The sequence below is a fragment of the Holophagales bacterium genome (assembly GCA_016719485.1).
Taxonomy (GTDB): Bacteria; Acidobacteriota; Thermoanaerobaculia; order UBA5066; family UBA5066; genus UBA5066.
This window is the reverse complement of sequence record JADJZB010000021.1, coordinates 412,206-437,016: the sequence shown is the minus strand read 5'-3', so window position 1 is coordinate 437,016 and position 24,811 is coordinate 412,206. Positions and strand designations below refer to the sequence as shown.

Below are 24,811 nucleotides of genomic sequence, written 5' to 3'. Positions count from 1 at the left end.
ATGAGCGCCTCGAAGTCCGCCGCGAAGCGCTACGCCATGACCGTCGACACCCGCCAGTGCGTCGGGTGCAAGGCGTGCGTCCTCGCCTGCAAGGCCGAGAACGCCGTCCCCGACGGCTACTGCCGCCAGTGGATCGTCGAAGAGATCCGGGGCGAGTTCCCGAAGCTCTCCGCCGAGATCCGCTCGGAGCGGTGCAACCACTGCACGGAGGCCCCGTGCGTCAAGAACTGCCCGACGGGCGCCTCGCACGTGAACGAGGGGGGCGTCGTCCTGGTGACGCACCACAAGTGCTCGGGCTGCAAGGCGTGCATCGCCGCGTGCCCGTACGACGCGCGCTTCGTCCACCCCGAGGGGTACGTCGACAAGTGCACGTTCTGCCTGCACCGCGTCCAGAAGGGGCTCCAGCCCGCCTGCGTCGGCGTCTGTCCCACCGGCACCCTCACCTTCGGCGACGCCAGCGACCCGGAGTCGGCCGTGTCGGCCCTCCTCCGCGAGCGGCGCTCGAAGGTGAACCACCCCGAGTCGGGCGCCGGCCCGAACGTCCACTTCCTCGTCTGAGGCCGATGAGATGAACGAGCTTCTCGAAGCCACCACCACCCGCACGAATCCCGGCATCGACCCCTCGCTCCACATCTGGGGCTGGGAGATCGTCGTCTACCTCTTCCTCGGCGGTCTCGTCGCGGGCATCTTCGTCCTCGCCGCCGCCCTCGAGCTGAAGTCCGGCGAGAAGCCGCGCGGCGCGGCGCTCCGGCTGATGCCCTTCGTCGCACTCGGGCTGATCTCCGTTGGCATGGGCGCCCTCTGGCTCGACCTCGCCCACAGGCTCTGGGCCTGGCGCTTCTACCTTTTCTTCCACGCCACGTCGCCGATGTCGTGGGGCGCCTGGATCCTGGTCCTCATCTACCCGGTCGGCCTCCTCCTGGGACTCGGGTCCCTGAGCGACGAGCAGCGCGCGTGGCTGCGCGGAAAGACCCCCGCCACGCTGAAGGGCCTCCTCGAGACCCTTTACGGATGGGCGGACGGAACCCGGCGCGGGATCCTGGTCACCAGCATCGCGATGGGCATCTCCCTCGGCATCTACACGGGCCTCCTCCTCGGGACGATGCCGTCGCGGATCCTCTGGAACAGCGCGGTCCTCGGGCCGCTCTTCCTCGCCTCCGGCATCTCGACGGGCGCCGCGCTCCTCCTCCTTCTCCCCCTCGAAGAGAGCGAGCGGAAGACGCTCGTGACGTGGGATGCGGTCGCCATCGTCGCCGAGCTCGTCCTGATCGCCCTCATGCTCCTCGGCTTCGCGACCTCGGGTGACGTCGGGCAGTGGGCAGCCTCGCAGTTCCTCGGCGGCCCGTACACCGCGGTCTTCTTCTCCTGCGTCGTCGTCCTCGGCCTCCTCGTCCCGCTCGTGATGGAGTTCGTCGAGGCGAAGAGGCACCTGCCGTTCGCCACCGTCCTTCCGGTCCTGATCCTCACCGGGGGCCTCGCCCTCCGCTGGATCCTCCTCACGGCGGGCCAGCACTCCGCCTTCCGCTTCCTCCCCTGACGAGGTGAACGAGATGCAGCCTCCCGTCGAACGCCCCTTCTGGAACCCCTACGTGGCCGGTTTCGTCCTCGGCCTCGTCCTCCTGACGTCCTTCCTCGTCATGGGATTCGGGCTCGGCTCCTCGAGCGCGGCGACGCGGCTCGCGGTCGGCACGGCCCACCTGATCGCACCGAAGGCGACGGAAGCCAATGCCTACTTTTCGCAGTACGTCGGCCCCGGAAAGAAGATCCTCGAGGACTGGCTCGTCTTCGAGGTCCTCGGCATCTTCCTGGGGGGCCTCGTCGGGGCCTACTCGGCCGGCCGGCTGAAGAGCGAGGTCATTCGCGGCGAGGGAGTCTCGAAGGGACACCGGATCGCGATGGCCGTCGTCGGCGGCATCCTCATGGGCTTCGCCGCGCGCCTCGCCCGGGGCTGCACGTCCGGTCAGGCGCTGACGGGCGGAGCGATCCTCTCCCTCGGCTCCTGGATCTTCATGATGTGCGTCTTCGCGGGCGGCTACCTCGTCGCGCCCTTCGTCAAGAGGGACTGGCGATGAACCTCCTCCCGCTCTACCCGCAGGACGTCTTCGGCTTCCCGACCGGCCTCCTCCTCGGGACGCTCATCGGCTTCGCGTTCGGTTTCGTCCTCGAGCGCGCCGGCTTCGGGAACGCGAAGAACCTCGCCGCCCAGTTCTACCTGACCGACACGCGCGTCCTGAAGGTGATGTTCAGCGCGATCGCGACGGCGTGCGCCGGCATCGGCCTCCTCTCCGGCTTCGGCGTCCTCGACCTCTCGCTCCTGACCGTCCCCGAGACGTTCATCGGCCCGCACGTCGCCGGCGGCCTGCTTCTCGGTATCGGCTTCATCGTCTCGGGCTACTGCCCCGGCACCGGCGTCGTCGCGATGGCCTCCGGCAAGTGGGACGGCCTGATGTCGATCGTCGGCGTGATGATCGGCTCGCTCCTCTTCGGGTTCGTCTACGGCCCGCTCGAAGGCTTCTACCAGAGCGGCGCGATGGGCTCGGTGACGATCGCCCAGGCGCTCGGCCTCCCGTTCCCGGTCCTGGCGGCCGGCGTCGTCCTGATGGCGGTCGGCTGCTTCCTCGGCGCCGAGAAGCTCGAACAGATCTTCGCGAAGAAGGCGGGGAAGGCCGCTCCGGCCTCGAATCCGCCCGTCCGCAACCGCGCCTTCGCGGCGATGGGCTCGCTTGCCGTTCTCGGCCTCGTCACCCTCGCGCTTCCGGCGCGTCTTCCGTCGGAGACCGCGACGCCGCCGGCGAGAATCGGCGCCGTCGAGCTCGCCCAGAGGATCGTCGCCTCGCCGCAGGCGCTCTGGATCCTCGACCTCCGGGCTCCGGGCGCCGCTGACACGGAGCGGATCCCCGGAACGATGACGCTCCCCGAGGGAACGACCGCGGCGACGTTCGCCGCCACGCTCCCCGCCACGCGAACGCTCGTCGCCTACGCGCAGGGCGACGTGCCGGCCCTCCCCGAGGGCCTCCGCGCCTTCCCCGGCGAGGTTCTCGTCCTCGCGGGCGGATTCGACGCCTGGAAGGCCACGGTCCTGGCCACACCCCAGCCCCCAGCCGAGCCCACTCCCGTCCTCATCGCGGAATTCCGCATGAAGAGCGCCCTGAACGGCTACTTCACGGGAGCCGCGGCGGCCCCGCCGCCGAAGCTCGTCGTGAAGGCCGTCGCGACGTCCGCCGCGCCGAAGAAAGGCGGCGGGTGCTGATTTCCTGACCCCGGCCGCAAGGCCGGCGAGCTTCCCCTCACCGCACCGCCCTATTTCCGGCACGGCCCCGAGAGGCGTGCTGATTGGAGAGAAAGAGATGACGCGCAAACCGTTCCTGGCGATCACGGCCCTCGCCCTTCTCGCCGTGGCAGGACCCGCCCTGGCGACGAACGGCTACTTCTCCCTCGGTTACGGCACCCAGTACAAGGGGATGGCCGGCGCCGGGCAGGCGACCCACCTGAGCACCCTCGCGAGCGCCACGAACCCGGCCACGATCGCCTTCGTGAAGGGCTACGACATCGGCCTCGAGCTCTTCAACCCGAACCGCGAGTATTCGGTGAGCGGCAATCGCTCCGGCTATCCCGGCACGTTCGGCCTCGCCCCCGGGACGTTCGAGAGCGACTCGAGCCTCTTCTTCATGCCGAGCATGGCCGCCGCCTGGCACCTGAGCGAAAAGGCCCATTTCGGGATCGCCCTGTACGGCAACGGCGGCATGAACACCGACTACCCCAACGCCGTCTTCGGCCAGTCCCCGACCGGCGTCAACCTGATGCAGGCCTTCCTGGCCCCGTCGTTCGCGTACGAGTTCGCCAGCCACCAGTCGATCGGCGTCTCGGTGATCGGCGCCTGGCAGAGCTTCGAGGCCAAGGGCCTCGGCGCCTTCTCGATGTTCTCCTCCGCGCCGTCGAAGCTGACGAACAACGGAGCCGACACCGCGCTCGGCTACGGCGGACGCATCGGCTACCACGGCAAGTTCGGCGAGCACATCGGCGTCGGCGCCTCGTACCAGACGAAGATCGCCATGGGCGAGTTCGACGACTACGCCGGCCTCTTCGCCGAGCAGGGGGGCTTCGACGTCCCGGCGAACTGGTCGATCGGCATCGCGATCATGCCGAACAAGTGCTGGACGATCGCCGCCGACGTGCAGCAGATCTTCTACAGCGACATCAACTCGATCGGCAACCCGATGCTCCCGAACCTGATGCAGGCGCCCCTCGGAGCCGACGGCGGCGCGGGCTTCGGCTGGGAGGACGTGACCGTCTACAAGATCGGCGCCCAGTACCAGGCCTCCGACTCCTGGACCCTCCGCGCCGGCTACGCCCACTGCAACCAGCCGATCCCCGAGAGCGAGGTCCTCTTCAACATCCTCGCCCCCGGCGTCATCGAGGACCACGCCACGATCGGCGCCTCGAAGCTCCTCTCGCCGAAGAGCGCCCTCCACCTCGCCGTGATCCGCGGCTTCTCCTCGTCCGTCGAAGGCGCGAACCCGCTCGAGGCCCCCGGCCAGCAGACCATCAAGCTGACGATGGACCAGTGGGAGTTCGAGCTCGGCTTCTCGTTCGGGTTCTGAACCCGAATTCTCTCGCCATCGTCCGGCAGGAAGGGCGGCCCCCCGGGGCCGCCCTTCCCATGTTCCAGGCCGTCGGCGCTCACGGCGCCAGGCGCATGTCCTCGATCCGGATCCTCATGTCGCGCCCCGGAACCCAGTCGACCCTGCGGGAGACGGCGATGGCCTCGGCCTGGAGGAGGAGGGGCAGGACGGGCCTCTGGTCGGCCACGCGGGCGAGCGCCGCCTGCAGCGCCTCGACCCTGACTCTCGGCCGCATCGCCTCGTTGCTCCGGGCGAGAAGACCGTCGAGCACGGGATCGCTGTAGCCGCTGCTGTTGGCGCTGCCGAGCCCGGGCCCTCTCGTCGCGACGAGGGCCTCGATCGCCTCCGCCGCCTCCCCCGAGCCGCACGCCCATCCGACGAGGTGAAACACCGATGCGCCGGCGTCGATCAGCTCGAAGAACTCGGTCTTCTCCAGGGCGTTCACCGTGACCCGTATGCCGACGAGCGCGAGCTGCCGCGCCACCTCGCGGAGGATCCGCAGGTCGTTGACGTAACGGTTGTGGGTCCCGTCGAGCCGCACGTCGAAACCCTTCGGAAAGCCGGCCTCGGCGAGAATGGCACGGGAACGGGCCCGGTCGGCCATCCGGGTTCCCAGCGCCGGGTTGAATCCGACGACGGACGGGGGAACGAGCTGCGACGCCGTGATGGTCCTTCCGTCGTACGCCCGCTCCACGAGCTCGTCGCGGTCGAGCGCGAGGTCGACGGCTTCGCGAACCCGGGGATCGGAGAACGGCGGCTCCGTCACCCGGAGCGTCAGGAAGAGGACCCGGAGGCTGGGTGCCGAGAACACCCGGATCGCCTTCTCGAACCGGAGGGCGTCGACCTCCTCGAGCGGAACCTCGTCCACGACGTCCACCCGGCCGGAGACGAGACGGGCGATCCTGTCCCTGCCGTCCGGGACGATCTCGAAGCGGACCCGTCCGATCGCCGGGCGAGGTCCCCGGAAGAGGTCGTTTCGATCGAGGGTGAAGCTCCGGTCCCTCTCCCACGAGACGAGGCGGTACGGTCCGGCTCCGACGACGGGCACGGGCCTGAGGCCCAGCACCCCGGAAGGCAGCACGTAACCCCACGGAAGCTTGTAGAGAAGAAGAGGGTACGGCACGCGCGTCCTGAGGATCACGCGGAGCGATCCGTCGGCTTCGATCGACCCGATGTTCCGGAGGTATCCCGCCGTGGGCCATTCCCTCTCGATGCTCGTCCGGAGCGATGCGACCACGTCGGCCGACGTCAGCGGGCTGCCGTCGGAGAACCGGAGCCCTGGACGAAGGTGGAACACGTACGTGCGCTCGTCCGGCGTCTCCCACCGCTCAGCCAGGGCGGGCGCGACACGCCCGTCCGGGTCGAGACGCGTGAGGCCCTCGAAGATCTCCGCGTTCACCCGGTTCGTGAACGACTCGTCCTTCGCGGGCGGGTTCGGAAAGAAGCCCGTCACGTCCGCGCGGACGGCGACCGTCGCGCTCGCCTCCGGCGGCGAGGGCCGGCATGCGCTGCAGAACGCAAGAAGGCAGGACAGGAGGATGCGCTTCAGGCGCGGCCATTCTCGCGCGGAGCCGGCGGTTCCGGCGACTCCCGACACGACACGGGCTAATCTCCCGCCGTGCTCCCTCCCCCCCCCCCCCCCCCCCCCCCCCCCCCCCCCCCCCCCCCCCCCCCCCCCCCCCCCCCCCCCCCCCCCCCCCCCCCCCCCCCCCCCCCCCCCCCCCCCCCCCCCCCCCCCCCCCCCCCCCCCCCCCCCCCCCCCCCCCCCCCCCCCCCCCCCCCCCCCCCCCCCCCCCCCCCCCCCCCCCCCCCCCCCCCCCCCCCCCCCCCCCCCCCCCCCCCCCCCCCCCCCCCCCCCCCCCCCCGGCGCTGCCCGTCTCGGCGCATCGCTAGAATCCCCGGCAGCCAGAGTCGACAGTCCCGGAAGGAGGAACCCATGAGTGGTATCTACAAGAAGGTCGAGATCGTCGGGATCTCGGACGTCAGCTTTGCAGAGGCCGTGAAGACCGCGGTCGAGGAAGCCGGCAAGACGATCCGCCACATGTCGTGGTTCGAGGTCGTCGAGCAGCGCGGCCGGATCCACGACGGAAAGGTCGCCGAGTTCCAGGTCACCATCAACGTCGGCTTCAAGCTGGAGCGCTGAGACCCCGGGGGCGGGCCTTCCGGCCCGCCCCCGCTCGTTCCCCCGTCGAGACTCAGGGTTCGGCGCCGCCGTGGCGGCCGTCGCCTACCTGTAGAACGTCTTCCCCGTACGGGCCATCTCCACCAGGATCGGGGCCGGGATGAACCGCGCGCCGTGACGTGCGGCGAGATCCTCCATCCTTTCCACGACCGCCGCGGCGCCCATCGCGTCGACGTGCCGGAACGGGCCGCCGCGGAAGGGCGGGAAGCCGAGGCCGAGGATCGCCCCGGCGTCGCCGTCGCGGGCCGAGCCGACGATCCCTTCGGCGAGGCACCACGCCGCCTCGTTGACCATCAGCAGCGCGAGACGGTCGACGAGGTCCTCCGTCGCCATGGTCCTGCGGCTTCCGCCGCCGAAGAACGCGTAGACGTCGGGGTTGACCTCCTTCGACGCCCCGGAGGGCCGGCCCTTCGGGTAGAGGTAGAACCCCTTCGCGTTCTTGCGGCCACGGTAGCCCGCGTCGAACAGCTTCGTGAACGTGCCCGACGGCGCCGCGCCGCGGGCGGCGAAGGCCTTCCCGAGGTCCTTCGAGACGTGGGCGGCGACGTCGATGCCGACCTCGTCGAGGAGCGCGACGGGGCCGACCGGGAAGCCGAACTCCAGGAGCGCCGCGTCGAGCGCGGGGATGGCGACCCCTTCGTCGAGAAGGACGACCGCTTCGTTGATGAAGGGGCCGAGTATCCGTGTCGTGTAGAAGCCGGGACCGTCCTTCACGACGATGACGGTCTTGCCCTGTGCCACGCCGAAGGCGCGGACCGTCGCGACGGCCCAGGGAGCGGTCTTCTTCGCGACGACGACCTCGAGGAGCGGCATCTTCGGGACGGGCGAGAAGTAGTGCATCCCGACGACCCGCTCGGGGCGCTTGGCCTTCGCAGCGATCAGCGCGATCGGCAGGGCCGACGTGTTGCTCGCGAAGACGGCGTCGGGGCGACGACCGCCTCGACCTCGGCCAGGACCTTCCGCTTCAGCGCGAGATCCTCGAAGACCGCCTCTATGACCAGGTCACAGCCCGCGAGGTCCTCGGTGCGCACCGTCGGACGGAGACCGAACCACTGCCGGTCGCGCTCGAGCCGCGTGAGGCCGCCCGAGCGGACGCGCCGGTCGAGCCCCTTGCGGAGGTTCCTGGCGGCGCGCGAGAGGCCCTCCTCCGAAACGTCTTTGAGGACGACGGGTCCGAGGCCGAGCGAGACGGCGGAGATCCCCTCCCCCATCAACCCCGCGCCCAGGACGCCGAGGCGTTTCACGGCCCGGGGCACGTCTCCCTTCGGCGGCTTCTTGAGCGCGGTCATGGCGGCGAAGAGGCGGATGAGGTTCTTCGACCCTTCGCTCCCGACGAGCTTCCCGAACCGGACGGCCTCCTCGGCCTGCCCCGCGTTCGCGCCGTCGGCAAGGCCCTTCTCGACGCACGCGAGGATCTCGAGCGGCGCCGGGTAGAGGCCGCGCGTCTTCCTCATCACCTCTTCGCGCGCCCTCGCGAGCGCGTACGCCCGGACCGGCGGCAGGGAGAGTGGCATCTCGGTGAGGGGCTGCTTGTCGCGCTTCGGCTTCAGCGTTCCCTGCGCCAGGCCCAGGGCTGCTTTCGCCGCGGTCTCCAGGAGACCGCCGGGAGAGGTGAGCGCGTCGACGAGGCCGTGCCGGTACGCCTGCGCAGCGCGAACCCGCTTGCCGGTCAGGAGCATCGGCAGGGCACGCTGCAGGCCGAGGAGCCGCGGCAACCGTTGCGTGCCCCCCGCGGCCGGCAGGACGCCGAGCATCACTTCGGGGAGGGCCAGCACCGTTTTCGGGTGGTCGGTCGCGATCCTGTAGTGGCAGGCGAGCGCGACCTCGAGACCGCCCCCGAGGGCCGCGCCGTGGATGGCCGCGACGAACGGCTTGCGGCTCGCCGCGACGCGGTCGAGCCACTCGTGCGCGCCGCGCGAGATCGCCTCGGCCTCGTTCGCCGTCATGCCGACGACCTGGTCGAGGTCGGCCCCGGCGATGAAGGAGTCGGGCTTGGCGCTCGCGAGGACGCAGGCGACGATGTCGTCGTCCTCCAGGATCTCCGCCATGAGCGGGCCGGCCTCTTCGAGCATCTCGCCCGACAGGACGTTGACGGGACGCTTCGGCGTGTCGAACAGGAGGACGGCGACCCCGTCGCCGCGCTTCTTCAGCGTGAGGCTTCTCATCGCGCCAGCACCATCGCGTGCCCGAGGGCGCCCGCCGCGCACGTCGTCACGACGCCGAGCCGGGCCCCCTCGCGCTCCATCCTCTCGACGCACGTCGTCACGAGGCGCGCGCCGGTGGCTCCGAACGGGTGCCCGAGGGCGAGCGAGCCGCCCCAGGCGTTCACCTTCTTCGCGTCGATCCTTCCGAGCGCGGCCTTCCGGCCGAGCCGCTCCCGGCAGTACGCCTTGTCGGCGAGGAGCTTCAGGAAGGCGAGGACGGGAGCGGCGAAGGCCTCGTGGACCTCCCAGACGCCCACCTCTCCCGCCGGGACCCCGGCGGCGTCGAGCGCCTCGGGCACGGAGAGGACCGGCCCGAGGAGCAGCTCCTCGAGCGGGTCCATCGCCACGAGCGACATCGAGACGACGCGGGCGAGCGGCGTCACACCGAGCTCGTCGGCCTTCTCGGCGCTCATCAGGAGGCAGGCCGCCGCGCCGTCGGTGAGGAACGAGCTGTTCCCCGCCGTCACGGTGCCGAAGGACCGGTCGAAAGCGGGCGGGAGCGAGGCGAGCTTCTCGAGCTTCGAGTCGCCCCGGATCCCGTTGTCGGTCTCGATCGGCACGAACGAAGGTGGGACGCGCGCCGGGACGACCTGCCCGCGGTAGAGCCCCGCCTCGGTCGCGATCGCGGCCTTCTGGTGGGACTTCAGCGCCCAGCGGTCCTGCTCCTCGCGGGTCAGGCCCAGCCGCTTGGAGAGCCGCTCGGCGCTCTGCCCCATCGTCAGGCCCGTCGAGAACTCGGCGATGGCGGGGGTGTCGGGAGCGAGGTCCTTCAGCGAGAGCCCCTGCAGGAGCTTCACGTAGTCGAGGACCCCCCTGGCCTTCTGCGACTGGATGAGCCTCTTGCGCACCTCGCGCCCGAAGCGGATCGGCGCGTCGGAAAGGGTCTCGGCGCCCCCCGCGATGACGACGTCGGCCGCGCCGCAGGCGATCGCCTCGACCCCGGTCTGGATCGCGACGTTCGAAGAGGCGCACGCCGCGGTCACCGTGAACGCCGGGCACGCCTGCGGGAGCCCGCACGCCAGCGCCGCCTCGCGGGCGAGGTTCGTCGTCCGCGGCTCGCCGAGGACGGTGCCGAGGATGACGCGGTCCACGACGGCAGGGTCGATGCGATACCGCTGGAGAAGGCCCGAAAGCGCCATCGCCCCCAGCTCGTACGCCATCAGGTCGGTGTACCCGGTTCCGGAACGGAGGAAGGGCGTGCGGCAGCCCCCGACGACCACGACCGTCCGCCCTTGCAGCTTCCTTGCGCCCATGAGTCCTCCCTGGCTGCGGGAAATGCTACTCCGGGTCGCTGCGGTGCGGCAGGAGGATCCGGCGAACCCGAGCGGGGACGGGTCCCCCGGGATCATTTCAGTCCGGCGGGTAGTAGGCACTCCCGCCACGTAGCTCCCGTCCCCCGTCCTCTCGCCAGGGGCGGAACCGTCGTTGAGGACCGCGTAGGCCGCGAAGACCCCGCCGGGAGAGACCCGCCGGATCCGGACGTAGCCATCGGTGACGCCGGACCCGAGAAGGACCCGGTCGACCTGAGTCCAGCCGAGCGGGGGAAGGTCGATGGAGGGCGGCGTCAGCGCCGTGCCCCCCGTGGCCCCGTCCCGCACCTCGTACCGGACCGTCACGGGGTTCGTGGACGAGGGGTTGAACAGGGCGAGGTTCGAGCGCGTCGTGGCCGTCTGCTGCAGGCCGTCGACGAAGGTTTCGACGGTGGCGCCGGAGGCCGCCGGGATCGCAGGGTAGAAGAGCCCGAAGCTCCCCTTCCCTTCGCACGCGCCGGTTCCCGCCGCGGCCGTCTTCGCACCGGCCAGGCCGGGAGTCGGGCCGCCCACAGGGGGCGTGAACAGGATGGAGAGCGTCCCCGCGTACGACGCGGCACCTCGCGGCCCGAGCGGAAGACCGAGCGAGCGGAGCGTGTCGAGGATGCGGGGGAGGATCCGCTGCTGGCCCGGCCCGAGGTCGACGTTCACGGTGCCGACCGTTCCCTTCGGGCTCGCGAGCGACTCCACGTAGGTGAGCGAGACGCGAGCGGGGAGCATGGCGGGGTTGTAGAGGACGAGCTCGCTCTCGAAGACGCTCGTCTCGACGACGACAGGCAGGACGAGCGCCTCGCCGCCGAACCCGCTCGGCACCGCCGGGACGTACGACCCGTCGCTCGAGAGGTTGTCGTTGAAGACGGCGTAGGCGCCGAACGGCGCCGTCCCTTCGAGGCGCGTGACGAGAGCCGTGGCGTCGGTGAAGCCGGCGGCCCTGAGGAGGTCGGCGTCGTTCACCTGCCTCCATTCCCCCGGCCCGAGAGGCGGCAGGAGGGAGGACGGGACCTCGTAGACCGACGCGCCGTCCCCCGACCGGAGGACGACCTTCAGCGTCACCGTCCCTTCCGTCCCGGCATTCACCACGGCGAGGTTCGTCCGCTCGGCAGCGCTGCTTCTCAAGCCGAACAGCTGGAGGTTCGTCGTGGAGGTTTCCCCCGCCGTCCAGGCGGGATACGAGAGTCCCGCCGCGCCGTTGCAGGAGGCGGCGGCCGTCCGCACGCGCGCCGCGGCCATCTCGGGATGCGACAGGCCGGTGAAGACGAGGCGGAGCGTCCCGGCCTGGCCTGACCCGGCCGGGATCCCGAGCCCCTTGCCCGACCGGAGCCAGGAGATGGCGTCGGGAATGACCCGCTGCTCGCCCGGCGAGAGGGAATCGACGACCGTGCCGCTCCCGCCGGCCTGCGGGAACATCCCCGTCGCCGCGGTGTAGGTCGCCTCGAGGCGCGCCGATGTCGTCCCGCGATTCGTGAGCGTCAGCTCGGAGACGAAGCGGGCCCCGCCCAGGCCGGTGACGTCGAGGACGACGGGCACCAAGAGCTCGGCGCGGGCCGTCCCCTGGGGCGCGGAGCGCAGGGACGCGAGCGCGGACGGCGCGTCGAGCCGGTTCCGCGTGATGCCGTTGCGGGCGTCCGTGATCGGCTTCCCCGTGGAGCGCATCGCCGCCTTCACCTCGATCGGGCCCTTCGCCGGCTCGGCGCCGAAGAGGAGCGCGGCGACTCCCGCCGCGTAGGGCGCAGCGCCAGAGGTGCCGCCGAAGCAGGAGATGGAGCCTCCCCCGCGCCGGGGCGCCTGCGCGCAGTGCGACGGCGCGAGGACGTCGAGGCGGTCGCTCGAGTCGGAATAGCAGGCGACGGCGTCCGCGGCGGGAGTGCCGTCGCTGCAGCCCGACGTGAGGCACTGCCCGCGCCCGAAGAAGATCGAGCCGACGGACGCGTCGTAGACGGCGCCGACCGCGAGCGCGTTGCTCACGCAGGCGGGGAGGACGATGCCGTTCGTGCATCCGCCGTTCCCGCTCGCCGCCACGACGAGGACTCCCGCCTGCGAGAGGAGGTCGAAGGCGGCCTTGTAGTCGGGCGCCTGCACGTCGCAGCTTCCGGGCTCCGGCGGCTTCGTGTCGTCGAAGTAGCCGCCCAGCGACATGTTGACGACGCGGATTCCGTGAGGGTTCCCGGCGGCCAGGCTCGCCAGGACGGCGTCGAGCCCCTCGAGGACGTTCGCGTCGGTGCCCTCTCCCCGGTTGTCGAGGACCCGGACCGCGGCCACCTTCGCGCCGCGGGCGACCCCCGACTCGAGCCCCGCGATGATCCCGGCGACCGGGGTGCCGTGACCGTAGCCGTCCTGGGCGTCGCCGTCGCGATCGATCGCGTCGTAGAGGTTGACCGTTTTCGTCCCGAGCGGCAGCTCGGGGTGCGTGTAGTCGATGCCGGTGTCGATGACGGCCACCGTCACACCCGTCCCGTCGACGCCCGCCGACCGCAGCTCGGGGACACTCATCAGCGCTTCCCCCTCGGCATCGAGAACTCGGACCCTTCCGTTGAGGCGCACGCGCTCGACCCGGGGATCCCCTGCGAGGGCGGAAACGGCCTCGACGGGGACGCGCAGGAGCAGCGTCGGAATCGACTCGTACGCCCACGCGAGCCGGACGCCGAACGGCGCGTACTCGCCCTGGAGGTCCTCGCCGAGACGTCTGAGAAAGGCGCGCCGGAGGGACTGCCGCGGCGAGAGGACGCCGATGCTCCGCGCCCCCTCGGGTAGCCGGAGCGTGACGAGGACCTCGATGTCGCCTCCGGCCGGCCGCGCCGAAAGGAGCCGCGGATCGGCCTTCTCGACCGGGCCGCGCGCGTCGGGAACCGCCCGGAGCCATTCCGCCGGGAAGGGCGGCGCGGACATCGCCGGGGCGGCCAGGGCGAGCGCGAGAAGCGAGGCGGCAGTGAAAGCCTTCATCCGTCCTCGCATGGTAAGTGACGCCGCCCCGCAGCGCCTCACGCCCGCGAGAGCCGTACCCGTTCCAGGAGAAGCGCGCCGGTGGCGAGAAGCAAGGCCACGGCCAGCCAGCCGGCGATCGACCCTGCCGTCGCCGCCCCGCTGAAGCCCGCGAGATCGAGCGCGGGCGTCCTCCCCTTGTCGTTCACGGCGACGTACCAGAGGGCGAGCAGGAGTCCGACGAAGGGCTTCGCAGAACCGGTCGCCTGCCCGAGAGCGACGGCCAGGGACGCCGCGAAGAGCGCGCCGGCGACCGCGGCCGGGAGGGCGAGCCCGTGAGCCACCGACGCCTTCGCGGCGAACGGGACGAGGAGCAGGAGCGCCGTCGCCAGCGTGCTCAGGAGCTTGACGGCGGCCACCCGTCCTCCCGCACCGGGAGAGGCGGCGAAGACCCGCGCCAGGCCCGTCTGCTCCTCGCGGGTTCCGATGTCGGCCAGGAGGAGCGCGAGGAGGACGAAGGCGACGGCGAGGAGCGAGGACGCCGTCGCGGCGGGGACGAGCAGGGCGACGATCGCGGCCGCGGGAATGCCGACGACGAGGAACGGCCGAAGGCGCAGCGTGACGAGGAGGTCGGTCAGCACGGCGGACGCGAGCCCGGGCGCCCCCGCCGAGCCCTCTGCCGGAACGGCGATCGCCAGGAGGCGCGCGGCGGCCGGCCGGAAGAGCCTGGAGATGCGGGCGAGGAGAGACGCCTTCGTCGAGGCGGAGGCGAGGCGCCGGGCCGGGTCGAAGCGGTCGAACGCGAGGAGAGCGAACGGGAGAAGCGCGAGCGGCGGCAGGAAAGCGAGGGCCCTCTTCCCCAGCATCCCGGGAGAGAAGCCGAAGCCCGGAAAGACGACGGGCGTTCCCTGCTGCCCGGTCCCCGGTCCCCAGCCGATCGTCATCGAGCCGGACCCTGTCACGCGCTGTATCTCCGTGATCAGGAAGCCGAGGCCGTTCCAGTCGAGCGCGGCGGCGTACGCGGGGTAGAGGCCCTTGTCCGGATCGCCGAAGAGGACGGGCATCGAGAGGGTCACGACCCAGACGAAGAAGAACGCCACGTCACCGAAGCGTCCCGCCAGGAACGGGACGCACTCGAAGAGGAGAGCGAACGACGCGACGGCCAGGAGCGCGGGGAGGGCGACGACGAGAAGGTGCGCGAGGAAGACGATGGGCTCGAGCGGTGCCTCGCCGTGGACGACCTGCACGGCCATCACCACGGCAGAGAAGGACAGCGTCACCACGGACAGGAGCGAGACGTTGCCGAGGAGCTTGCCGAGGAGGTACTCGCCGTTCGTCACCGGGGTGGCGCCGAAGAGAGGCCCCGCACCGGATCGGCGATCGAGGGCGATCGCGTTCGACACCGCGTAGAAGCCGAAGAGGCCGAGGAGGAACGGCAGGAGCCCCGCCGTCGCGACCGCGAGCGCCGCCGACGTGTAGACGGCCCGCCGTCCTCCGATCGAGAGGATCCCCCTGCCCGACGACGGGTCGGGAAACGTCGTCGAGGCGGCCGCGAGGAGGAGGGCGAGGAAGACGAGCGTTGCCGGCCTGCGGAGCCGGGCACGCAGGTCGGCCGCGGCGACCGCGAGGAGGCGCGAGAGGCTCACGCCGCCGCCGGGAGCGCTTCGCCCGCCTCGCGCATCAGGAGAAGGTAGGCGTCCTCGAGCGACGCGGCCGCCGGCACGGCGGTCGCCACTGGCCGCTCGCGCGCGACGAGCCGCGCTCTGACGCCGCCCGCGTACTTCACGAGACCCGCCACGGTGAGTCCCGGGCGAAGGCGTTCCATCTCCGCGGACGAAAGCTCCACCTCCCAAACGGCCCCCGCCGCGCGGGCGACGAGCTCGTCCGGCGTCCCGAACGCGAGGAGCCTCCCCTGCCGCACGACGGCGATCTCGGTCGCGACCGACTCCACGTCCGACACGATGTGCGTCGACAGCAGGACGAGCTTCAGCCCCCTGTGCTCTGAAAGGAGGTTGCGGAAGCGGACCCTCTCCTCCGGGTCGAGCCCCGCCGTCGGCTCGTCGACGATGACGAGCTCGGGACTGCCGACGAGCGCCTGCGCGATGCCGAGCCGCTGGCGCATCCCGCCCGAGAGGCTCTCGACGGGCCTCTTTGCGAGGTCGTGGAGGCCGACGTCCTGGAGCATCGAGAGGACGGCGCTCCGGCTCCGGATTCCCTTCAGGCGCGCGATCGTGTCGAGGAGCTCGAAGCAGGTCAGGCCCGGCGGGACGCCGAAGTCCTGCGGCAGGTAGCCGAGCCTCTCGCGGATGGATCGAGGGCTCCTCGCCACGTCGATCCCCGCGAAGCGCACCGACCCGGTCGTCGGGCGCGTCAGCGTCGCGAGCATCTGCATGAGCGTCGTCTTCCCCGCCCCGTTCGGACCGAGGAGGCCGAGGACGCCCTCCTTCGCCCCCAGGGTCAGCTCACGTACGCCCCACGTTCCGCCTCGATAGACCTTCCCCAGGCCGTCGCATTCGAGCACCATGCCGCAGAGATACGGAAGGGGCCGAGGGAAGGTTCAACGCCGCGCGGGGCCCCCCCCCGCCCCCCGGGGGGCCGCGCGGCCCCCCCGCCCCGCGGCCCCCCCCCCCCCCCCCCCCCCCCCCCCCCCCCCGCCCCCCTCCCCCGCCCCCCCCCCCCCCCCCCGGGGCCCCCGCCCCCCCCCCCGCGCCCCCCCGGGGGGCCCCCCCCCCCCCCCCCCCCCGCCCGCGGGGGGCCCCCCCCCCCCCCCCCGCCCCCCCGCGACCCCCCCCCCCCCCCGCCCCGCCCCCCCCCCCCCCCGCCCCCCCCCCCCCCCCCCCCCCCCCCCCCCCCCCCCCCCGCCCCCCCCCCCCCCCCCCCCCCCCCCCCCCCCCCCCCCCGCGGCCCGCCCCGGGGCCCCCCCCCCGGCCCCCCCGCGGCGGGGGCCCCCCCCCCCCCCCCCCCCCCCCCCGGCCCCCGGGGCCCCCCCCCCCCCCTCGCCCGTTCCTGATGCAAACGCATCAGTCGAGATGTCGTCACAGCCCCTTTCCGGTGCCTTTGCCCGATACCACGAAAGGCGCGCACGAGAGATGATGCGCAGGCTGTGGCGGGCTCCACGCCTGCCCGCAAACCCGCAGGAGGAAGTCTTCATGACGACGAGACCTATGGTCACCCTGGACGGCAACGAGGCGGTCGCCTCGGTCGCCCACAGGGTCAGCGAGGTGATCGCGATCTACCCGATCACCCCGTCATCCACGATGGGCGAGTTCTCCGACGAGTGGTCCGCCCAGGGGAAGAAGAACGTCTGGGGAACCGTCCCCCTCGTGTCGGAGCTGCAGTCCGAGGGGGGCGCCTCGGGCGCCGTCCACGGGGCGCTGCAGGCCGGGGCGCTGACGACGACGTTCACGGCGTCGCAGGGGCTCCTCCTGATGATCCCGAACATGTACAAGATCGCGGGCGAGCTGACGCCGTTCGTCATGCACGTCTCGGCGCGCTGCGTGGCGACGCACGCGCTCTCGATCTTCGGCGACCACTCCGACGTCATGGCCTGCCGCCAGACCGGGTTCGCCATGCTCGCCTCGAGCAACCCCCAGGAGGCGCACGACCTCGCCGCCGTCGCCCACCGGGCGACGCTGATGGCGAAGCTCCCGTTCATTCACTTCTTCGACGGCTTCCGCACGTCGAGCGAGGTCGCCAAGATCGAGCTCCTCCAGGACGAGGACCTCCTCGCGATGGTGTCCGAGGACCTCGTCTCCGCGCAGCGGAAGCGCGCGCTCACGCCCGACGCGCCGGTCCTGCGCGGCACGGCCCAGAACCCCGACTGCTTCTTCCAGGCCCGCGAGGCGTGCAACCCCTACTACGACGCCTGCGCCGGCAAGGTCCAGGAGGCGATGGACGCCTTCGCGAAGCTGACCGGCCGCGCCTACCGCCTCTTCGACTACGTGGGGCACCCGGAGGCCGAGCGGGTCATCATCATCATGGGCTCGGGCGCCGACGTGACGCACGAGACGGTGGAGTTCCTGCTCGCCAAGGGCGAGAAGGTCGGAGTCCTCAAGGTCCGCCTCTACCGGCCCTTCGACGCCTCCGCCTTCATCGGGGCCCTCCCGAAAAGCGTGAAGGCGATCGCCGTCCTCGACCGGACGAAGGAGCCCGGCTCGGTCGGCGAGCCGCTCTTCCAGGACGTCGTCACGGTCCTTCGCAACGCGCGCGAGGACGGGACGTCGCCCCTCGCCATCGAGCCGAAGGTCGTCGGCGGGCGCTACGGCCTCGCCTCGAAGGAATTCACCCCGGCGATGGTCAAGGGGGTCTTCGACGAGCTCTCGAAGGAGAAGCCGAAGCGCGGCTTCACGGTCGGCATCGTCGACGACGTGACCCACCTCTCGCTCAAGTGGGACCCCGAGTTCGACACCGAGCCCGCCAGCGTGACGCGCGGCGTCTTCTTCGGCCTCGGCGCCGACGGCACCGTCGGCGCGAACAAGAACTCGATCAAGATCATCGGCGAGGAGACCGACAACTACGCGCAGGGCTACTTCGTCTACGACTCGAAGAAGTCGGGCGGGATCACCATCTCGCACCTGCGCTTCGGGCCGAAGCCGATCCGCTCCTCCTACCTCGTCAAGACCGCGAGCTTCGTCGCCTGCCACCAGTTCGGCTTCCTCGAGAAGTACGACGTCCTCGAGTACGCCGCGCCGGGCGCCGTCTTCCTCCTGAACTCGCTCTACGGCCCCGACGAGGTGTGGGACAAGCTCCCCGTCGAGGTCCAGGAGCAGCTCATCGCCAAGAAGATCCGCTTCTACGTCATCGACGGCTACGAGGTCGGTGACCGGACCGGCATGGGCCGCCGGATCAACACGATCATGCAGACCTGCTTCTTCGCGATCTCGGGCGTCCTCCCCCGCGAGGAGGCGATCTACCAGATCAAGAAGTCGATCGAGAAGACCTACGGCAAGAAGGGCGCCGAGCTCGTGAGGATGAACTACGAGGCGGTCGACCAGACGCTGGCGAACCTCCACGAGGTGAAGATCCCGGCCGCGGCGACGTCGCAGCTGAAGATGCCACCGATCGTCCCGATCGAGGCCCCCGACTTCGTCCAGAAGATCACGGCGATCATGCTCGCGAACAAGGGCGACCTCCTCCCCGTCTCGGCCTTCCCGGTCGACGGCACCTTCGCCACGGCGACGGCGCAGTGGGAGAAGCGGAACATCGCCATCGAGATCCCGGTCTGGGACGAGAAGCTCTGCATCCAGTGCAACAAGTGCGCGATGGTCTGCCCGCACGCGGCGATCCGCGCCAAGGTCTACGACCCCGCGCTCCTCGCGAACGCCCCGGCCACCTACAAGTCGGTCGACTACCGGGCCCCCGAGTTCAAGGGGATGAAGTACACGATCCAGGTCGCCCCCGAGGACTGCACGGGCTGCAACCTCTGCGCGGTCGTCTGCCCCGCCAAGGACAAGGGGAACCCGCGGCACAAGGCCCTCGACATGGTGCCCCAGGCGCCGCTGCGCGAGGCCGAGCGCGACAACTTCAAGTTCTTCCTCGACCTCCCCGAGCCCGACCGGACGAAGCTGAAGGCCGACGTCAAGAACTCGCAGTTCATGCAGCCCCTCTTCGAGTTCTCCGGCGCCTGCGCCGGCTGCGGCGAGACCCCCTACATCAAGCTGGCGACGCAGCTCTTCGGCGACCGGATGCTCATCGCCAACGCCACCGGCTGCTCGTCGATCTACGGCGGGAACCTCCCGACGACCCCGTACACGGTGAACAAGGAAGGCCGCGGCCCGGCCTGGGCGAACTCCCTCTTCGAGGACAACGCCGAGTTCGGCTTCGGCATGCGCCTCGCCCTCGACAAGCAGGGCGAGCACGCCGCAGAGCTCGTGAAGGAGCTGGGCGGCCACCTCGGCGACGAGCTCGTCTCCGGCCTCCTGACGGCCGACCAGGGGACCGAGCAGGGGATCGCGCACCAGCGCGAGCGCGTCGCCGCTCTCAAGGCGAAGCTCGCCGGCGAGAAGGGCCTCCCGGCCCGCCGCCTCCTCGACATCGCCGACTACCTCGTGAAGAAGAGCCTCTGGATCATCGGCGGCGACGGCTGGGCCTACGACATCGGCTACGGCGGCCTCGACCACGTCCTGGCGATGGGCCGGAACGTGAACGTCCTCGTCCTCGACACCGAGGTCTACTCCAACACGGGAGGCCAGGCCTCGAAGTCGACCCCGATCGGCGCCGTGGCGAAGTTCGCCATGGCCGGCAAGTCGGCCGGCAAGAAGGACCTCGCCCTGATGGCCATCGCGTACGGCAACGTCTACGTCGCCCGGATCGCCTTCGGGGCCAAGGACGCGCAGACGGTGAAGGCCTTCACGGAGGCCGAGAGCTACGACGGGCCGTCGCTGATCATCGCCTACAGCCACTGCATCGCCCACGGCTACGACATGTCGCTCGGCCTCGAGCAGCAGAAGCTCGCGGTCGACTCGGCCTACTGGCCGATCTTCCGGTACGACCCGCGCCGCGTGGCCGAGGGGCAGCCGGGCCTCGTCCTCGACGCTGCCGCGCCGAAGGTCGACGTCGGCAAGTTCATGGCCAACGAGACGCGCTTCCGGATGCTCGACAAGACGAACCCCGAGCGGGCCAAGATGCTCCTCGAGCTCGCGCGGGAGCAGGTCGCCTCGCGGTGGGCCATCTACGAGAACCTCGCCCGCGGGGCCGACCCGATCGCCGCGGTCGCCGCGGTCCCGACCACCCCGAAGGCCAACTGAGGACGAGGAGCGACAACCATGGATCTCTCCACCACCTACCTCGGGCTCAAGCTCCCCCACCCGATCATGCCGGGCGCTTCGCCGATGGTCGACAAGATCGACCTCGTCAAGCGGATGGAGGACGCCGGGGCGGCCGCCATCGTCATGCACTCCCTCTTCGAGGAGCAGCTCATGAGGGAGGAGCTCGCCACCTACCACCACATCGACGTCCACGCCGACTCGTTCGCCGAGGCGATGACGTACCTGCCGCGCCCCGACGAGTTCAACCTCGGGCCGGACCAGTACCTCGAGCAGCTCGTCCGGATCAAGCAGTCGGTCGAGCTGCCGGTCATCGCGTCCCTCAACGGCTTCACCTCCGGCGGCTGGATCCGCTACGCCAAGCTGATGCAGGACGCGGGGGCGAACGCCCTCGAGCTGAACGTCTACTACCTCGCGACGAAAGCCGACGAGACCGGCGACGAGGTCGAGCAGCGGACGATCGACATCCTGAAGGCGGTCAAGCAGGCCGTGTCGATCCCGGTCGCCATCAAGATCTCCCCCTTCTTCTCCTCGATGGCGAACATGGCCAGGCGCCTCGACGACGCGGGCGCCGACGGCATGGTCCTCTTCAACCGCTTCTACCAGCCCGACATCGACGTCGAGAGCCTCGAGGTCGAGCCGACCCTGCGACTGTCCGACTCGAGCGAGCTGAACCTGAGGCTTCGGTGGCTCGCGGTCGTCTCGGGCCACGTCCGCGCTTCCCTCGCCGTCTCGGGCGGCGTCCACACCCACATCGACGCGGTGAAAGCGGTCATGACCGGGGCACATGCCGTACAGGTCGTCTCCGGCATCCTCCAGCAGGGACCCGACGTCATCCGCCGCATCCGCGAAGGGCTGACGCAGTGGCTCGAGGAGCACGAGTACGACTCGCTCGAGCAGATGCGCGGCTCGATGAACCTCCTCCGCTGCCCCGACGCCTCGATGTTCGAGCGCGCCAACTACATCCGGATCCTGCAGGGCTACAAGGTCTGAAGCCCCGGTTCACGCATCACGGAACCTTCGGGGGCGGCCTTCGGGCCGCCCCCGTTCTCTTTCCGGGAGCCGCTTCAGGACCCGGGGTCCCGCTCGACGAGTAGGCCCGTCGCGCGCGCGAACGCGCCGCGTCCCCTCACCCGCTGCTTCAGCCAGAAGAGGCCTGTCGCGAGGTGGAACGCCGCAGCGCCGCAGCGCGACTTCAGGCTCGGGCGGAAGACGGCCCCGGCGAGGACCGTCGTCACGGCACCCGTGATCAGAGGAATCGGCGAAGCCGTATAGAACGTCTCGAGGACGTGCGGCTTGTAGAAGCCGTGGACGAACCGGCTGAAACGCGAGATCGCCCGTCCGTACCGCCTCTCCATCGTGAGGAAGTCCGCCGCGTCGACGCGTCCGCGCCGCGAAAGCGCCCGGCCGATCGCCTCCGCGGCCATCTCCCCCGAGCTCATCGCGAGGAGCACGCCGCTCGAGAAGACCGGGTCGAGGAAGCAGGCGGCGTCGCCGACGAGGCAGAAGCCGTCCCCCGAGGTCCGAGGGGTCCGGTAGGAGTAGTCGGGAATCGCGCGCACCTCTCCGAGCCGGCCGTTCCCGTCGAGGAGGTCCCGTACCTCGGGCGTGGCGGCGATGCGGCTCTCGAAGAGCTCCTCCAACGTCCCCTCCCGCTTCGCGAAACGCGCGGAAGGCATGACGACTCCGACCGACACGCTGCCGTCGGAGAAAGGGATGAGCCACCACCAGCCGTCGGGGGTCGTCACGACGACGATGTCCCCTCCCGTCGGCCCCGCGGCCCGCCGGAAGCCCGAGAAATGCGCGAACGCCGCCGAGCGGTCGAGCTCCGGGTCCTTCCGTCGGCCTCCGAGGCGGCGCGACATGAGGGCGTCGCGCCCCGTCGCGTCGACCACGGCCCTCGCCGTCACCGTCCGCGCCACCTCCTCGCCCTCCGTCCGTAACCTCACGCCGACCGCGCGCTCGCCCTCGAAGAGAACCTCCTCCACCCGAGCCCCTTCGTGGACCCGGACGCCCGAGGCCCGGGCGTGCTCGAGGAGAAGTGCGTCGAAGTCCGCTCTCTTGACCTGGAAGGCGGAGTCCGGCGCTCCGTCGAAAGCGTCCGCGAACCTCACGACGCGCGCCAGGTCCGTCCCCTGGTGGTAGAAGCGGGCGCCGTACTTCACCTGCGGGCCGGCCGCTTTCAGCTTCTCGAGGACCCCGAGCCTCTCGAGGAGCGGGAGGTTGTACGGCAGAAGCGACTCCCCGATGTGGAAGCGTGGGAAGCGCTCGCGCTCGAGGAGGACGACCGCGAAGCCCTGGCGGGCGAGGAGCGTTGCGGCCGTGGAGCCGCCAGGGCCCCCGCCGCATACGACGACGTCGACGACCGGGGGAAAGGGAGCCCCCGCCACGACAGCTTGCACGCCGGACTCTGCCGCCGACCGTCAGCCCGCAGGCCGGGCGGCCCGCTTCTCGGCCACGGAGAGAAGGTCCCGCGCGTGGTCGGCGAAGGGCGATGCAGGCGCCCGTTCGAGCAGGTACCGGTAGACCCGGATCGCCTCGAGAGGCTCCTTCGCCTTGTCCAGGTGGTGCTCGGCGACGCGCAGGAGCCCCTTGAAGGCCTTCGGATCCGCCGGCTCCGTGTCGAGGGCCTGCGAGAACGTCCACGCCGCCGCGGCGACGTCCCCGTCGCGCAGCAGCTGGTCGGCGAGGAGGTCGAGCGCCGTCCGGTCGAGGCCGAGCTCGGGAAGCCGGTCCAGGTGACGACGGTAGATCTCGGCAGCGAGCCTCGGCTCCTTCTTCGCGAGTCCGGCCGGAATTGCCTCTCTCGCCGCTTCCAGCGCCGCTTCGGCATCTCCCGACGACAGGCGCGTCTGCCAGATGGTGTGAAGGTGCCTCGGATCCCCGAGCACCGGGCCCTGCGCTTCGACGGCCGCCGGCGGCCCGGCGTGGACCGCGGCGGGGGCAACGGCGATCGCCTCGGACGCTTCGGCGGGAAGCTCGGCCTCGAAGGCCTCGGCCACGTCCCCCTCCTCCACGAGGCTCGCCGCTGCGAAGGCTCCGCAGAGCTTCCCCTGGAGGGTGAGGACCATCCCGACGGCGTAGAGGAGGAACGGAATCATCCCGGTCAGTGCGGCCCGGGGATTCACCGCCACGAACCCCGCGAAGACGGGAAGGACGACGGCAAAGACGGTGACCGGCGGGCCGAACGTCCCGGCGATGGCGACGAACAGCTCCCCGACCCGGCCGGAGAGGACCGTCCTCCAGAGGGCGGCAGAAAAGAGGTCACCGAAACCGGGTGCGGCGGCAGAGACGGCGACGAAGGCGAACGAAAGTACCATCCCCAGCCCGGACCAGATCGCCAGGAGAAACGGTATGCGCGGCGCCGCGAGCAGCGCGAACCCGATGCCCGGGAAACCGGCGGACGGCGCCTGCGGCTCGCTCTTCAGGAAAGCCCACGCGACGAACGGGATGGCCCACACGGCCCAGAGGACGAGGAGCCGGCCGGCCGCAAGGAGCGTTCCGGGCCAGGGTCCCGCCGAGCTGGAGAAGAGCCCACCCTCGCTGTCTCCCGCGATCCCGAGCTGGGCGAACCGGGAAACGAAAACGAGGACCGTCAGCCCCCAGACGACGGACGCGGCCGCACCGATGCCGGCGGAGCGCGACCCGCCCGAGCCGACCAGCAGGAGGAGGCCCGCAGGCAGCGCAGCCAGGAGCCCCGTGAAGAGCGAGACGATCGAGAAGGAGTCGAGGACGATGCCCCCGGAGACACGCGAGAAGACCGTTCGGCCGCCCATGGAACCTCCTGCCCCACGCGAGGGGCCCGGGACTTCGCCGGAGAGATGACGGCATTCTAGTCGGCGGACTGCGCCGGGGTCGACGGATGCCGGCCGGAGCACACTCCGAAGCCATCTGCTATAAATCCGGCGACCAGGCGATCTGCCGTAGAGACCCTGATAAGGAGAGATCCCGATGAAGTTCCGCTTCCCCGTCATCCTCGCCGCCGCCGCCCTCGCCGCGCCGGCCCTCGCGCAGTTCGAAGCCCCTCAGCCCAGCCCGAAGGCGACCCTGACCCAGCGCGTCGGCCTGACCGACGTGATCGATCTCCTACAGCCGCCCGAGCGTGAAGGGCCGCGCCATCTGGGGCGCGCTCGTGCCGCTCGACAAGCCCTGGCGGACCGGCGCCAACGCCGCCACGACGATCACCTTCTCCGACGCGGTCACCGTCGAGGGGCAGAAGCTCGCCGCCGGGACCTACTCGATCGTGACGATCCCCGGCAAGGACGAGTGGACGGTCATCTTCAACAACGACACGAAGCTCTGGTGGGAGACCGAGTACGACGCCGGCAAGGACGCCCTCCGCGTGAAGGCGAAGCCGCAGGCCGTCGGAATGGTCGAGACGCTTCACATCGGTTTCCCCTCGGTCGGCGCGACGAAGGCCGTCCTCGCCATCGAGTGGGAGAAGGTGAGCGTGCCGGTGACGATCGGCGTGGACGTCGACGGGAAGCTGACCAAGGCCCTCGGCGCCGTCGAGGCTTCCGCCTGGCAGTCGCCTCTCGCGACCGCCCGCTACTACTTCGAGCAGGCGGGGAACCGCCCCGAGGGCTGGAAGTACCTGGACAAGTCGATCGCGGCGAACCGGAACTGGGCGAACGTCTCGCGCAAGGCCCGCTTCTACGCCGAGGAGGGAAAGGTCGCCGAGGCCGTGAAGGCCGGAGAGGAGGCCCTCGTCCTCGCCAAGGCCGACCCCGCCAAGCCGAACGTCGGCGCTTTCGAGAAGACGGTCGGTGAGTGGAAGGCGAAGGTGAAGTAAGAGCCCCGGACGCGACCA

At 71.1% G+C, this 24,811-nt stretch carries 15 protein-coding genes and 1 pseudogene; 9 read left to right on the top strand and 7 right to left on the bottom strand.

The features are described from left to right. The 5 genes from IPN03_13960 to IPN03_13940 all read left to right on the top strand — a co-directional run bounded on the left by IPN03_13960 (position 1) and on the right by IPN03_13940 (position 4,601). The gene (locus tag IPN03_13960; protein ID MBK9374792.1) at positions 1 to 558 is read left to right on the top strand and encodes a 4Fe-4S dicluster domain-containing protein; all 558 of its coding nucleotides are present in this window, start codon (positions 1 to 3) and stop codon (positions 556 to 558) included. A 10-nt stretch (positions 559 to 568) separates the two neighbouring features. Then, a complete protein-coding gene (gene nrfD / locus IPN03_13955) occupies positions 569 to 1,537 on the top strand; it encodes a polysulfide reductase NrfD (GenBank protein ID MBK9374791.1) in 969 nt (322 codons plus the stop codon). Between the two features lie 13 nt (positions 1,538 to 1,550). Further along, positions 1,551 to 2,072: a YeeE/YedE family protein gene (locus IPN03_13950; protein ID MBK9374790.1), complete on the top strand. Its 522-nt coding sequence runs from the start codon at positions 1,551 to 1,553 to the stop codon at positions 2,070 to 2,072. Further along, the gene (locus IPN03_13945; GenBank protein MBK9374789.1) at positions 2,069 to 3,250 is read left to right on the top strand and encodes a YeeE/YedE family protein; all 1,182 of its coding nucleotides are present in this window, start codon (positions 2,069 to 2,071) and stop codon (positions 3,248 to 3,250) included. The genes IPN03_13950 and IPN03_13945 overlap by 4 nt, the downstream gene beginning before the upstream one ends. A 97-nt stretch (positions 3,251 to 3,347) precedes the next feature. Continuing rightward, a complete protein-coding gene (locus IPN03_13940; protein MBK9374788.1) occupies positions 3,348 to 4,601 on the top strand; it encodes an outer membrane protein transport protein in 1,254 nt (417 codons plus the stop codon). A 79-nt stretch (positions 4,602 to 4,680) separates the two neighbouring features. On the opposite strand, the gene IPN03_13935 is transcribed toward IPN03_13940, so the two are convergent. After that, positions 4,681 to 6,219 (bottom strand): hypothetical protein, encoded by a 1,539-nt coding sequence (locus IPN03_13935; protein MBK9374787.1) that lies wholly within the window; start codon positions 6,217 to 6,219, stop codon positions 4,681 to 4,683. Between the two features lie 339 nt (positions 6,220 to 6,558). On the opposite strand from IPN03_13935, the gene IPN03_13930 reads away from it, so the two are divergent. Next, the gene (locus IPN03_13930; protein ID MBK9374786.1) at positions 6,559 to 6,765 is read left to right on the top strand and encodes a dodecin domain-containing protein; all 207 of its coding nucleotides are present in this window, start codon (positions 6,559 to 6,561) and stop codon (positions 6,763 to 6,765) included. Positions 6,766 to 6,849: 84 nt separating this feature from the next. Here IPN03_13930 and IPN03_13925 read toward each other — a convergent pair. The 4 genes and pseudogenes from IPN03_13925 to IPN03_13910 form a co-directional block, all read right to left on the bottom strand. After that, positions 6,850 to 8,969 (bottom strand): annotated as a pseudogene (locus IPN03_13925) (enoyl-CoA hydratase/isomerase family protein). Then, a complete protein-coding gene (locus IPN03_13920) occupies positions 8,966 to 13,258 on the bottom strand; it encodes an acetyl-CoA C-acyltransferase (GenBank protein ID MBK9374785.1) in 4,293 nt (1,430 codons plus the stop codon). The pseudogene IPN03_13925 and the gene IPN03_13920 overlap by 4 nt, the downstream one beginning before the upstream one ends. Positions 13,259 to 13,296: 38 nt before the next feature. Further along, a complete protein-coding gene (locus tag IPN03_13915; GenBank protein MBK9374784.1) occupies positions 13,297 to 14,883 on the bottom strand; it encodes a hypothetical protein in 1,587 nt (528 codons plus the stop codon). Then, the gene (locus IPN03_13910) at positions 14,880 to 15,758 is read right to left on the bottom strand and encodes an ATP-binding cassette domain-containing protein (protein ID MBK9374783.1); all 879 of its coding nucleotides are present in this window, start codon (positions 15,756 to 15,758) and stop codon (positions 14,880 to 14,882) included. Before IPN03_13910 ends, IPN03_13915 begins: the two co-directional genes overlap by 4 nt. A 628-nt stretch (positions 15,759 to 16,386) precedes the next feature. On the opposite strand from IPN03_13910, the gene nifJ reads away from it, so the two are divergent. Together nifJ and IPN03_13900 are read left to right on the top strand one after the other, a co-directional pair. Next, positions 16,387 to 19,983 (top strand): pyruvate:ferredoxin (flavodoxin) oxidoreductase, encoded by a 3,597-nt coding sequence (gene nifJ, locus IPN03_13905; protein MBK9374782.1) that lies wholly within the window; start codon positions 16,387 to 16,389, stop codon positions 19,981 to 19,983. An 18-nt stretch (positions 19,984 to 20,001) separates the two neighbouring features. Continuing rightward, the gene (locus IPN03_13900; protein ID MBK9374781.1) at positions 20,002 to 20,994 is read left to right on the top strand and encodes a dihydroorotate dehydrogenase-like protein; all 993 of its coding nucleotides are present in this window, start codon (positions 20,002 to 20,004) and stop codon (positions 20,992 to 20,994) included. 74 nt (positions 20,995 to 21,068) lie between these two features. Here the strand turns inward: IPN03_13900 and IPN03_13895 are convergent, their stop codons facing one another. After that, a complete protein-coding gene (locus IPN03_13895) occupies positions 21,069 to 22,403 on the bottom strand; it encodes a tryptophan 7-halogenase (protein ID MBK9374780.1) in 1,335 nt (444 codons plus the stop codon). 21 nt (positions 22,404 to 22,424) lie between these two features. Then, positions 22,425 to 23,777, bottom strand: a complete 1,353-nt coding sequence (locus IPN03_13890; protein MBK9374779.1) for a hypothetical protein — start codon at positions 23,775 to 23,777, stop codon at positions 22,425 to 22,427. Positions 23,778 to 24,103: 326 nt separating this feature from the next. Between IPN03_13890 and IPN03_13885 the strand changes: the two genes are divergently transcribed. Then, positions 24,104 to 24,793 carry a DUF2911 domain-containing protein gene (locus IPN03_13885; GenBank protein MBK9374778.1) on the top strand — a complete coding sequence of 230 codons (690 nt, stop codon included), beginning with the start codon at positions 24,104 to 24,106 and terminating at the stop codon, positions 24,791 to 24,793. Positions 24,794 to 24,811 lie beyond the last annotated feature (18 nt).

What these genes read in the sequence shown, in the direction of transcription:
- IPN03_13960 (MBK9374792.1), top strand. Translation starts at nt 1, where the DNA reads ATGAGCGCCTCGAAGTCCGCCGCGAAGCGCTACGCCATGACCGTCGAC.
- nrfD (MBK9374791.1), top strand. Translation starts at nt 569, where the DNA reads ATGAACGAGCTTCTCGAAGCCACCACCACCCGCACGAATCCCGGCATC.
- IPN03_13950 (MBK9374790.1), top strand. Translation starts at nt 1,551, where the DNA reads ATGCAGCCTCCCGTCGAACGCCCCTTCTGGAACCCCTACGTGGCCGGT.
- IPN03_13945 (MBK9374789.1), top strand. Translation starts at nt 2,069, where the DNA reads ATGAACCTCCTCCCGCTCTACCCGCAGGACGTCTTCGGCTTCCCGACC.
- IPN03_13940 (MBK9374788.1), top strand. Translation starts at nt 3,348, where the DNA reads ATGACGCGCAAACCGTTCCTGGCGATCACGGCCCTCGCCCTTCTCGCC.
- IPN03_13930 (MBK9374786.1), top strand. Translation starts at nt 6,559, where the DNA reads ATGAGTGGTATCTACAAGAAGGTCGAGATCGTCGGGATCTCGGACGTC.
- IPN03_13920 (MBK9374785.1), bottom strand. Translation starts at nt 13,258, where the DNA reads ATGAAGGCTTTCACTGCCGCCTCGCTTCTCGCGCTCGCCCTGGCCGCC.
- nifJ (MBK9374782.1), top strand. Translation starts at nt 16,387, where the DNA reads ATGACGACGAGACCTATGGTCACCCTGGACGGCAACGAGGCGGTCGCC.
- IPN03_13900 (MBK9374781.1), top strand. Translation starts at nt 20,002, where the DNA reads ATGGATCTCTCCACCACCTACCTCGGGCTCAAGCTCCCCCACCCGATC.
- IPN03_13890 (MBK9374779.1), bottom strand. Translation starts at nt 23,777, where the DNA reads ATGGGCGGCCGAACGGTCTTCTCGCGTGTCTCCGGGGGCATCGTCCTC.